This is a genomic window from Salinimicrobium oceani (genome assembly GCF_012037645.1).
In genome coordinates, this window is record NZ_JAAVJR010000001.1 from 618,888 (window position 1) to 630,566 (window position 11,679).

The following is an 11,679-nucleotide window of genomic DNA, read 5'->3' on the forward strand; positions in this document are numbered from 1 at the left end:
TCACGGGCTTTAGCCCGTGGATATATAGGTTCTCCAAAAATGGCTTTAGCCGAATCATTTAAACAGATATCCTACGGCTACACCCGCATAATAATTCCTGGGCATTCCCGGATAAAAGTACCGTGGTGCAGCGCCACCAAATCCCACAGCATTTGGAATGACTGAAGCTGCATATCGCTCATCAAAAACATTATTGACTCCGGCGAAAATCTCGGTGTTCCAGTTTCGGAAAAGTTCTGGTATCCAGGCAGCTTTCAGGTGGAAAAGATTATAGCCTTCCCGATATTCTGAATTCTCGTCGTTCAAAGGCATTTTGCCTTCGTGCTGGTAGGTGGTGCGAAGGGAAATTCCGGAGGAAGAGATAAGGTCGAAGCCCGCATTGACCGACTGCCGCGGAACGGCCGGTAAATGATTTCCGGAGAAATTTTGCCCGTCATCCACAAATTCGTCGAACTTAAAAGCATTAAAAGCAGCATTGACAAAAGAGCGGGCGCGCAGACCAGGCGCGATGGTGAAATTATAATTCAGAAGAAATTCCAGGCCGTTGTGATCTGTTTTTCCGGCATTGCGGCCAATGTACTGGTCTTCTCCTATGCGCTCGGCCACAAGTAAATTCTCCACCTGTATACTAAAAGCAGCAACTTCGGCATAAAGGCGATTATCCAGGAAATTTCCTTTGAATCCTATCTCATAGTTCCAGCCGGTTTCCGGCTTTAGGTTTGTATTGATAAGACCTTCAGGAGTTAAAGTTTCGGCAACAGTTGGCGTAGAAAAGCCCTGGCTAACGGAAGCATAAAGATTTTTGGAAGGACTAAGCGCGTAGACTGCCCCCACCCTTGGAGAAAGTATACTTTGGAATTTATAATTGCCAGATTGCTCGACCTCATCTTCGGGATAAAGATCTGTAAGCTCATATGAAGTAGAATTCAGGTTAAGCCCGGCTTCCAGTCGCAGTTTTGGCAGCAGTTGCAAATCATACTGCGCAAAAATATTATAGTAATTCCTGTCCTGTTCATTGTTACTGAGACTGTTTCCCAGAACACTTCCCTGCCCCGGAAAATCCTCATAAAGGTTTTCAAAGGTCGCAGTATCATACCACTCCCGGTAAATTTCGGCACCAAAAGTCAGCTGCGACTGCAGTTCCAAAAAGGGGCTTTTCAGACTGAATTTTGTACGAGCGCCAGTTGCTATCTGCTCTTCTTTTAGAATATCAAAAGGCCGAGGCTCATAGGCATCCCTGAAATTGATGTGTACACTAGTCACATTTTCAAAGGAAGAAGAAAACTTCTGGGAATAGGAAGCTCCAAGCAAACCTTTGTCATAAGATTCAAATCCCTTTGCCGCAGCCCAGGTAAAAGCAGCCGAAGAAGGCTCATTTTCTAAAGTTTCCCGATTAACGGAACTCGGAATAAAGGCTTTTAGCCGTACAAAATGTCCAAAGACAGAAAACTTGCCAGATCCTTCACTCTTCATTTCCCCAAAAATACTGAAGGAATTGCGGTCATAATTACTGTTCTCGCGCCAGCCATCGGCCTGTAAATTATTGTAGGTGGCCACCAAATTGGTATATTGAGTGGCGTGTCCAATCTTTAAATTACTGCGAAGAAGTCCGAAGCTACCAAAGCTCGTTCCAGCACTTGCAGTCGTGCCGGGATTGGCCTGGGCAGGATACAGGCTAATAACACCTCCCAGGCCGGCACCATAAATACTGGAAACGAGTCCTTTGATGATCTCGGCTCTTCCTGTCAAAGCAGGATCAATATCGTCGAGCGTAGTTTCCCCTTCGGCCGATGAAATCGGGATCTCCATAAAGTAGGCTTTCACACGGTTCGTACTGTACTGGGACCTTGCTCCTACCCCGCGAATGCTCATCTTATTGGTATTAAGTGCGCCCTGGTGCACATTCACACCTGCTACCGTACTAAAATTCTGCATGATGTTCGTCTGGTCAAACCTTTTAAGATCGGAAGCTGTGAGCACAGCGACTGCAGCAGGCGTTTGCATTAATTCCTGCGGCACCATGGTACTGCGAAGAACAACTTCGGCAAGAGAACCTTCAGCCGGCGCCATGTAAATGATAAGATCAGCTTCAGGTGAATTGATCTCAAGAATTTTGTCACCGTAACCTTGCTTCTCAAAAATGACATTTACGGGGAACATTTCCGCAGTTAAAGAAAAGTTTCCTTCGGCATCAGAATAGGACACCTCTGGAACACTTTCTGCAGAGATATTCACTTGTTGCAAAGGTTCATTGGTAAAGGCATCAAGGATCTTTCCGTGAAGAGTTTGACCAGAAATACTTCCAAAGCAGAAAAGAAAAAGGAGGAATGGCAGGTAAGTTTTCAAACGCATAATATTAATTTTCTTCAGCAAGAGGCGCCAAAAATGGCATTTTTGGAAGGTATTTTCCCAGGAAGCTGCAGCGCCACTAAAATAAATCTTATTTTTAAGGTCCCGAAAAATCCTGTAAACCTTAGGACTTCTTTAGGCTTTTGAAGTTTTTCTTTATGTTTACGGCAGCTAAAAACATCTTATGAAGAAGATTCTGGTTCTATTGATCGCGGGGCTTAGCCTTAGCTCCTGTGATTTTTCTAATTATATTCTGGAACAGGATTACGATTTTACTACTACTTTCGAGAAATCTGGCGGCACTGAAACCGGAACTTATACTGAAGTCATTGATTTTTATGAGGATCTGGCAGCAGTATATCCTTCCATTGATCTTCAGATCTTTGGAGAGACCGATAGCGGGAAACCGCTACACCTCATGGTTTACAGCAGAGATAAGAATTTTGATTTCAAAAAGCTGCGGGAAGACCATACGGTGATCCTCATCAATAATGGCATTCATCCCGGAGAAAGCGATGGGATCGACGCTACAATGATGCTTTTTCGAGACCTTGCGCAAGATTCCATTGTACTACCTGAAAATACGGTTATCGCCACGATTCCCATTTACAACGTTGGTGGCGCGCTAAACCGAAATTCCTTTTCCAGAACCAATCAGAATGGGCCTAAGAGCTATGGCTTTAGAGGTAATGCCCGCAATTTTGACCTCAACCGTGATTTCATAAAGGCCGATACCAGGAACACCAGGACTTTTTACGAGATCTTTCACCACGTAAATCCCGATGTTTTTATAGACACCCACGTAAGTAACGGAGCAGATTATCAATACACCTTAACTCATCTTTTCACGCAGCATGACCAGATGGGAGGGCAACTTGGGAAATATATTAAGACAGACCTGCGTCCCGCTCTTGAGAAGGCCCTGGCGAAGAAAAAATGGGACATCACGCCTTATGTAAATGTGTTTGGGGATGTTCCGGAAAAAGGCTTTTCTCAATTTCTCGATACCCCCAGGTATTCTACAGGTTACACCTCTCTTTGGAACACCCTGGGAATGATGATCGAAACTCATATGCTGAAGCCGTATGATCAACGCGTTCGCGGCACTTATGAAATTCTGCGTTCCATGATCGACATTACCGATGAAGATTCACAGCTCATAAAGAAACTAAGAGCTCAGGATTTTAAAGAATTTCAGGCAAAAAGATCTTATGCTTTTGGTTTTCAGGTAGACAGCACTCAGACCTCGGGCCTTCAGTTTAAAGGTTATGAAGCTGAAAGGCTTCCCAGTGAAGTGACAGGTTTTGAGCGCCTTAAATATGACACCTCTAAACCCTTCAATCGGGAAGTAACATATTATGACAGTTTTAAACCCTCTAAGGAAGTTGCCATGCCACAAGGTTATATTATTCCGCAGGGATGGTGGCCTGTGCTTGAGCTCCTGGACCTGAACAAGGTAAAGATGCTGCCCTTTGAAAAAGACACTACCATGCTTGTGGAAGTATATCGAATTGAAAATTACGAGACTCGCCAAAACGCTTACGAAGGTCATTATCCACATTCAAATGTAGCGGTGGAATCTTCCATGCAGAAAGTGGATATAAGGAAAGGTGACTTTTTTGTTCCTGTAAAACAAAGGGCTGCAAAATACATAATGGCCACGCTGGAACCACAGGCGCCAGATTCATTTTTTAGCTGGAATTTCTTTGACAGCGTTTTGCAGCAGAAGGAAGGTTTCTCACCTTATGTTTTTGAAGAGGTGGCCAGAGAGATCCTGGATGATTATCCTGAAATTGAGGATGAATTTATGGCCTTAAAGGAAAGTGATGAGGAATTCGCCAGTAACTGGTATGCACAGCTGGACTGGATCCATAAAAAAAGTGAACACTATGAAACTTCACATTTGAGATATCCCATCTTTAGAGTGAACCGGTAAGATCTCTTCAGGAAATAATAACTGGATATTGGCATAAGACTTCTTTAATGCCTTCTGCGCCTTTTCCATGTCTTTCCATTTCACCTTTTTGATACCTTCATTTTCTTCGGGAGTAAGTTCCCCATCGTAGTCGGTCCTCATTTCATACCAATAGGTGACCTTAAGCCTGTAACGGCCTTTGCGTTGAAAAACATGGTAGGTGGTTTGAAGGAATTTGGTGATCTTGAGATCCCGCACGCCCGTCTCCTCCTCGACCTCCCGAATTGCACCGGCCTCTATACTTTCGTTCTTTTCGATCTTCCCTTTTGGCAGGTCCCATCTCCCGTTGCGATAAATGAAGAGTACCTCGTCTTTTGTATTTAACACCATTCCTCCACCAGCAGTCACTACAGGTAGTTTTTTAAATAGATGTTTAAGCAGCTTTTCCTTTTTTGCGTGATGCAGGTTCACGTAAAACAGTTTGCCTTTGATGATCTTTTTAATGATCCTCTTAAATTTAACTTCCTTTAACGGAATAGATACATATTTCTCACCTAAATCCTTTTTTGTTGAGAGAATAATAGGAATATCATTTACAAAAACTTTATACATTTGCAGTATGATTTTAGATAAGGAAACAGCACGCAAAACTGCTGAGTTATTATTGCAAATTAAGGCAATAAAATTAGATGCACAACAAGGCTTTAAGTGGGCCAGCGGATGGAACTCTCCCATCTATTGCGACAATCGCATCATTCTTTCCTATCCTCCCATTCGCAACTATGTAAGGGAGCATATGGCCAGGCAGATAGAACAACTTTATGGCAAGGCCGATGTTATTGCGGGTGTGGCTACAGGTGCTATTGGTATTGGAATGCTGGTAGCCGAATACCTGGGGCTTCCCTTTGCATATGTTCGTCCGGAAGCAAAGTCTCATGGTCGTCAAAATCAAATTGAAGGAAAAATTGATGAGAGTCAAACGGTGGTGGTGATCGAAGATCTTATTAGCACCGGTAAAAGCAGTCTCAATGCAGTAAAAGCTCTTGAAGAAGCGAACGTGCATATCAAGGGTATGATCGCCATATTTTCATATGGTTTTGACACTGCTAAAGAAAATTTTGACTCTGCCGGCATAGAGCTGCATACCTTGAGTAATTATGAATATTTACTGGAGGTCGCACTCAAAACAAATTATATTAATCAGGCCGAAAGCGACCTGCTGCAAAGCTGGCGTAAAGATCCGGCCAACTGGAAAAAATAGCTATGGAATTACAAAGTGATAAAGTAACCGTTCAAAAGAGTCAGCAGGAATTGTTCAATTTTCTTACAGATGTAAAGAATTATGAGCAGATCATGCCCGAGAGCAAAGAAAAATTTGAAGTCATTTCATCTGATACTTTTGCTTTTGCTCTTAAAGGAATGCCTGAAATCGCATTGCAGATCAAGGAAACCCGCGAGCCGGAATATATTAAGTTGGGATCTACTTCAGATAAGTTTGATTTTTCTTTAGATGTGGAGATTGAACCTCTCTCGGAAACTCAGAGTCAGGCGCAGTTATTCTTCCACGGAAAATTCAATACTATGATGGCGATGATGGTGAAAGGACCTTTAAAGAAATTTATAGGCAACCTTTCAGAGAATGTTGCCCGTCTTTAGTAGCGAAGACTAACTTCCTTCAGGTCAAATTCCCGAATTTTTTCATCTTCGTCACGCACGAGCAGTTTTCCTTGTGCAGTCACTCCATGAATAATGCCGGTAAAAAGTTGTCCCGATGGCAGTTGAAAAGTAGATGGAATAGTCCTTCTAAAAAGGCATTTTTCATAGGTCTTTAAAATGGCGCCCGACTGTCTTTCTGAGAAATTTTCCAGCACTTGTTCCAGATCCTTCAGGATGGTTTCAAGCACCAGGTCAAGATCAAGATCCTGCTCCTGCCCTGTCATCATCTTCATGGAGCCAGCCTGAGGTAGTTCCGGGAACTCCTCCTGATTGACGTTGAGCCCAATTCCAATGACCGAACCAGCTATTTTACCTTCAGAAAGTATATTCTCAATAAGAATACCTGCAACTTTTCGATTTGCTGACAGAATGTCGTTCGGCCATTTGACCTTTAAGCGTGGCAGATCAAATTTTTCCAGCGATCTAATCAGCGAGACCGCCACCGTAGCGCTTATCAAAAATTGTGATGCAGGAGCAACACCAGGCCTTGGAAAAAAGACGCTAAAAGTGAGGTTTTTCCCTTCTTCAGCATCCCAAATAGTACCTCGCTGCCCCCTTCCCTGAAGTTGCTTTTTTGCCACCACACAGGTCATGGGTAACTCCGCTTTCTCCCGAAACAGTTCCCGCACAAAAGAATTCGTGGAGTTGATGGCATTAACTTTGATAAGGTGCATACGAGATGAATAGATAATGCAGGCGTTAAATGTTGTAAAAACGAAGGTTCAAAAACCTTAAAAAGTAATAACTTTGCGCAAAGAAAATAAATTTAATGACAAAAAAAGAAGCGAACAACGATATACTTATTGCACATATTATCAAGGGAATCGAAGAGGTTAAAGGCAACGATATTGATATACTTGATCTAAGGGAAATAGAAAATACTGTTTGTGATTATTTCGTAATCTGCAATGGAACTTCAAATACGCAGGTAAACGCTATAGTTAATTCCATACAAAAATCTGTCAGTAAATCACTGAAGGACAAGCCATGGCATATAGAAGGATCTGACAATGCTGAGTGGGTATTAATGGACTACGTGAACGTAGTAGTACATGTTTTTCAGAAACACATCAGGGAATTTTACGACATTGAAAGTCTTTGGGGCGATGCTAAGACCACCTCCATTGAGACAAATTATTAAGAGCTAAGAAGATACACATGGCCACAGAGCAAAAGAAAAATAAAGAACCTAAGAAACCAAAATTCAGTGCCTACTGGATTTATGCCGCCATAATACTTGTTTTCCTGGGGATCAACTGGTTTAGCGGTAGTGGATTCAATGAACCTGCCAAGACCAACCCAGCCGAATTCCTGACATATCTTGAACAGGGTGATGTTCAGAAGGTAGTAATTGTAAACAGAAATCAGGCAAAAGTCTTTCTTACTGAAGAAGCAAAATCCAAAGACATTCATCAAAAGGCGGTCCAGGAGGAAATCTTTCCGGGAGGCGAAAGCCCGGCATATACCTTTGAGTTTGGAGATCTTCAAAATCTGGAAGACGACATTAGAGAGGTAAAGGCAGAAAACAGTCTTGACACCCCTGTAGTTTTTGAAACTCACCAGAACGTGTGGGGAGATATTCTCCTAACGCTTCTCCCCTTTGTTTTGATCATTGGGATCTGGATCTTCATTATGCGAAGAATGAGCGGTGGCGCAGGAGGTGGCGCAGGAGGCCAGATCTTTAATATTGGAAAATCAAAAGCCAAGCTTTTTGATCAAAATACAGATGTAAAGGTTTCTTTCAAGGATGTTGCAGGTCTCGAAGGTGCCAAGGAAGAAGTACAGGAAATCGTGGATTTTCTGAAGAATCCAGATAAATACACCAGCCTTGGAGGAAAGATCCCAAAAGGAGCTCTTCTTGTAGGACCTCCGGGAACCGGGAAGACCTTGCTGGCAAAAGCCGTTGCCGGCGAAGCAAAAGTTCCTTTCTTTTCATTGTCGGGTTCGGACTTCGTGGAAATGTTTGTGGGAGTTGGAGCTTCAAGGGTACGTGACCTGTTCAAGCAGGCAAAGGAAAAATCTCCTGCCATTATCTTCATAGATGAAATAGACGCTATAGGACGGGCACGAGGTAAGAGTAATTTTTCAGGTTCTAATGATGAACGTGAAAATACTCTGAACCAGCTTCTGACGGAAATGGATGGTTTTGGAACCAATACCAATGTTATTGTCATTGCTGCAACTAACCGTGCAGACGTGCTGGACAAGGCATTGATGAGAGCAGGACGATTTGACCGACAGATCTACGTGGACCTGCCAGATGTTAGAGAGAGAAAAGAAATATTTGAAGTGCACCTGCGCCCCCTTAAAAAGGTGGCAGATGAGCTGGACACAGAATTCATGGCAAAACAAACTCCTGGTTTTTCGGGTGCAGATATTGCCAATGTTTGTAATGAAGCAGCTTTGATCGCAGCCCGTAAAGGAAAAACGGCTGTTGGGAAACAGGATTTCCTGGACGCGGTAGACCGTATTGTAGGAGGACTTGAGAAAAAGAACAAAATAATCACTCCCGAAGAGAAACAGGCCATAGCTTTTCACGAAGCAGGACATGCAACCGTTAGTTGGATCCTGGAACACGCCGCACCTTTGGTAAAGGTGACCATTGTACCCAGAGGTCAATCCCTTGGAGCTGCATGGTATTTGCCAGAAGAAAGACTTATCGTAAGGCCAGAGCAAATGCTGGATGAAATGTGTGCCGCCCTGGGAGGCCGTGCTGCAGAGAAAGTGATCTTTAATAAGATCTCTACCGGCGCTCTTAGTGATCTTGAAAAAGTAACCAAGCAGGCAAGGGCCATGGTAACTGTTTATGGATTGAATGACAAAGTAGGAAACCTTACTTACCATGATTCTTCGGGACAGAGTGAGTATAATTTCACAAAACCTTATAGTGAGAAGACTTCAGAATTGATCGATAAGGAGATCTCAAATCTCATTGAAGAACAGTATCAGCGGGCAATAAGGATTCTTGATGAAAACAAGGATAAGCTCACAAAGCTTGCCGAAATTCTGCTTGAAAAAGAGGTGATCTTTAAAGATAATCTGGAAGAGATCTTCGGAAAAAGACCGTACAAAAGCAGGGATGAGATCATGAATGGCAACTCACAGGAAAGAGCACTGCCCGAACAGGAGGAAACAGTTACCGAAAAGTTTCCTGATACTACAGGATCTCATGAAGCTACAGGAGAACCTACTTCAGAACAAAAATAAATTCTCCACACCACATAAAAAATCTTAACTTTCATTAAACTGTAAGTTAAGATTTTTTACCTTTGGTTGAAATGCTACTTTAGTGTAACCATGAACCTATATGAGTCTATTTAGAAATTTCTTAAACCCTAAATCTAAATCAGACAAAGGTCAGGATAAGGTTGAAAATTCTGACCGTAGCAAGTACATGCCAGATGTTAAGCTCCCTACCGATGAGCGTTTCATGCTCAATTTCAAAAACAACGGCGGTAAATTTCTATACTGCGAGAGCAACGAGGAGTTGATCGAAGCGTTCGAAAACATCATGTTAGAGAATGATTGGTATGAAAAGCAAGCTTGTTGTTTTGATCAAAGTTTAAGGGACAAATTCTCTGACCAGAATCTGGAATTCACAAATTCCGGAGAGGCAGATTTCTTTCTGAGTACCTGTGAGTATCTTATTGCAAACGACGGGTCCATTCTCATTTCTTCAAATCAGATCAAGGAAAAGAAGCTAAAGGAACTCCCTTATAATTTTGTTATCCTTGCCTCCACCAGTAAACTTGTGGATATCATTGGAGAAGGGCTTAGAGGCATAAAATTTAAAAATAAAGACCGCATTCCTTCTAACATTACTACCATCAAAAATTTCGAAAACAATAAGGAAGGAGACTTCATGAGTTATGGAAGTAGCACAAAAAACCTATATTTGCTGCTTCTGGAAGATCTGTAACATGAAGGAAAATATTATTCGGGGTTTATCGGGAGTCATGTATATATCTATACTCGTGGTCTCCATATTTTCCTCAGAATTTGCCTTTACCACCCTCTTTTTACTTTTTGGCGTTATTTGCTTAAGAGAGCTACAACGTCTCCTGCATTTAAAGAGTTACCTGGGATACTTTTTATTATTTGCACTATTCTATCTTTTTAGTTATTTGCGATGGAGCCCTTATGCAACCCTGGTCCTTTTAATGATCACCATTTTTGTCAATATGTTCCTGGTAAAGGACCTGATGCTGGTAAATAAAATACCGCTCTTTGAAAAGAAGAAGTATGTGATCATCATCTTCTACCTTATCGCTTCGATGATCTTTTTAACCCTAATTCCAAGCTATACAGGAGATTTCACGCCAGAACTTGTGATTGGCATCTTCTCTCTCATTTGGATTAACGATACTTTTGCCTATATTGTTGGGAAGAATTTTGGAAAGAAAAAGCTATTCGAGCGCATCTCTCCAAAAAAGACGGTGGAAGGTTTTCTGGGAGGTCTGATATTTACAGCCATAGCTGGCTATATTGTTTTTTTAATAACTGGTTTACTCGAACTGCACACCTGGGTAGGAATGGCCATCATTTTGAGCATTTTTGGCACCCTTGGAGATTTGATCCAATCCAAGTTCAAGCGCCAGGCAGGAGTAAAAGACAGCGGAAGATTAATGCCAGGCCATGGAGGCTTGTTTGACAGGCTGGACAGTATTATTTTTGCAAGTCCCTTTGTCTACGCTTACTTACAAATATTGAATTATGTTTCATAAAGAAGGATATAAAATAATGGGAAGTGCGATGATCCTGTTGATCATTGTTAATCTTCTTGCACATACTTTTATTTTCACTGACTGGATAAGGATTACAATTCTCATCACCAGTGTGCTCTTGTTTTTTCTTATTGTCCAGTTTTTCAGAAATCCAAAGCGACAAACACAGCTTAATGATATTCACGTGGTTGCTCCTGTTGACGGGAAGGTTGTGGTCATAGAGGAAGTATACGAAAAAGAATATTTTAAGGATAAGCGACTAATGATCTCTGTATTCATGTCTCCCATCAATGTTCATGTCACACGACATCCAATTGGAGGCAGGGTGAAATACAGCGAGTATCATCCGGGAAAATATCTTGTAGCATGGCATCCCAAGGCAAGTGAAGAAAATGAGCGCACTACTGTGGTCGTCGAGAACGAAGTTGCAGGAGAAGTACTTTACAGACAGATTGCCGGAGCTTTGGCTAAAAGGATCGTCAACTACGCCAAAGTAGGAGAAGAAGTCGTTCAGGGAAGCGACAGCGGCTTTATTAAGTTTGGTTCCCGGGTAGATGTCTTTCTTCCTTTAGGCACTGAACTTGAGGTGAAATTAAACCAGAAAGTTAAAGGCGGGATCAGCCTACTTGCCAAAGTATCTTAAGTTTTCCTATGACTTCTGAAGAGATAGACAGAAAATTTGATGAGGCCTATGAAAAGGCCTGCAACACCTCAAAGAAATTTCCGCCAGATTTAATGCTGAAGCTTTATGCCTATTATAAGCAGGCTACCGAACATACTGCCGCTTACATGCCTTCAGGGAATAGCGATGTCAAAAATGCGTTTAAACTCAATGCTTTACTTCAGGTAAAGGGAATGAGCGTCGAGGAGGCTAAAAAAGCATACATCGAGCTCGTTGAAGAGCATATTTCAGATTAACAAGCTGCAAAATTCTGGTGGAGCAAGGGATCTGTGATCACGACCTCCAACTCATTC

The 11,679-nt window shown here is 42.2% G+C and carries 12 protein-coding genes; 9 read left to right on the forward strand and 3 right to left on the reverse strand.

Annotated features, from left to right (window positions below; all coding sequences use genetic code 11):
* Positions 1-54: 54 nt before the first annotated feature.
* Positions 55-2,352, reverse strand: a complete 2,298-nt coding sequence (locus HC175_RS02830) for a TonB-dependent receptor (protein ID WP_168136976.1) — start codon at positions 2,350-2,352, stop codon at positions 55-57.
* Between the two features lie 181 nt (positions 2,353-2,533).
* On the opposite strand from HC175_RS02830, the gene HC175_RS02835 reads away from it, so the two are divergent.
* Complete coding sequence (locus HC175_RS02835; RefSeq protein WP_168136977.1) at positions 2,534-4,285, forward strand: M14 family metallopeptidase; 1,752 nt, start codon at positions 2,534-2,536, stop codon at positions 4,283-4,285.
* Here the strand turns inward: HC175_RS02835 and HC175_RS02840 are convergent.
* Positions 4,247-4,876 (reverse strand): NUDIX hydrolase, encoded by a 630-nt coding sequence (locus tag HC175_RS02840; protein WP_168136978.1) that lies wholly within the window; start codon positions 4,874-4,876, stop codon positions 4,247-4,249. The genes HC175_RS02835 and HC175_RS02840 overlap by 39 nt on opposite strands.
* 7 nt (positions 4,877-4,883) lie before the next feature.
* On the opposite strand from HC175_RS02840, the gene pyrE reads away from it, so the two are divergent.
* Together pyrE and HC175_RS02850 are read left to right on the forward strand one after the other, a co-directional pair.
* Positions 4,884-5,525, forward strand: a complete 642-nt coding sequence (gene pyrE / locus HC175_RS02845) for an orotate phosphoribosyltransferase (RefSeq protein ID WP_168136979.1) — start codon at positions 4,884-4,886, stop codon at positions 5,523-5,525.
* 2 nt (positions 5,526-5,527) lie between these two features.
* Positions 5,528-5,920: an SRPBCC family protein gene (locus HC175_RS02850; protein ID WP_168136980.1), complete on the forward strand. Its 393-nt coding sequence runs from the start codon at positions 5,528-5,530 to the stop codon at positions 5,918-5,920.
* Here HC175_RS02850 and HC175_RS02855 read toward each other — a convergent pair.
* Complete coding sequence (locus HC175_RS02855) at positions 5,917-6,654, reverse strand: biotin--[acetyl-CoA-carboxylase] ligase (protein ID WP_168136981.1); 738 nt, start codon at positions 6,652-6,654, stop codon at positions 5,917-5,919. The two genes, HC175_RS02850 and HC175_RS02855, sit on opposite strands and share 4 nt — an antisense overlap.
* A 95-nt stretch (positions 6,655-6,749) precedes the next feature.
* Here HC175_RS02855 and rsfS point away from each other — a divergent pair, with 95 nt between their 5' ends.
* From rsfS to HC175_RS02885, 6 genes are all read left to right on the forward strand, one after another.
* Complete coding sequence (gene rsfS, locus HC175_RS02860) at positions 6,750-7,121, forward strand: ribosome silencing factor (RefSeq protein WP_168136982.1); 372 nt, start codon at positions 6,750-6,752, stop codon at positions 7,119-7,121.
* Between the two features lie 17 nt (positions 7,122-7,138).
* Positions 7,139-9,187: an ATP-dependent zinc metalloprotease FtsH gene (gene ftsH / locus HC175_RS02865; protein WP_168136983.1), complete on the forward strand. Its 2,049-nt coding sequence runs from the start codon at positions 7,139-7,141 to the stop codon at positions 9,185-9,187.
* Positions 9,188-9,287: 100 nt separating this feature from the next.
* Complete coding sequence (locus HC175_RS02870) at positions 9,288-9,899, forward strand: LUD domain-containing protein (RefSeq protein WP_168136984.1); 612 nt, start codon at positions 9,288-9,290, stop codon at positions 9,897-9,899.
* A 1-nt stretch (position 9,900) separates the two neighbouring features.
* Positions 9,901-10,704, forward strand: a complete 804-nt coding sequence (locus HC175_RS02875; RefSeq protein WP_168136985.1) for a phosphatidate cytidylyltransferase — start codon at positions 9,901-9,903, stop codon at positions 10,702-10,704.
* On the forward strand, positions 10,694-11,347 hold the full coding sequence (locus HC175_RS02880; protein ID WP_168136986.1) for a phosphatidylserine decarboxylase family protein: 654 nt from the start codon (positions 10,694-10,696) through the stop codon (positions 11,345-11,347). The genes HC175_RS02875 and HC175_RS02880 overlap by 11 nt, the downstream gene beginning before the upstream one ends.
* An 8-nt stretch (positions 11,348-11,355) precedes the next feature.
* Positions 11,356-11,622 (forward strand): acyl-CoA-binding protein, encoded by a 267-nt coding sequence (locus HC175_RS02885; RefSeq protein WP_168136987.1) that lies wholly within the window; start codon positions 11,356-11,358, stop codon positions 11,620-11,622.
* Positions 11,623-11,679 lie beyond the last annotated feature (57 nt).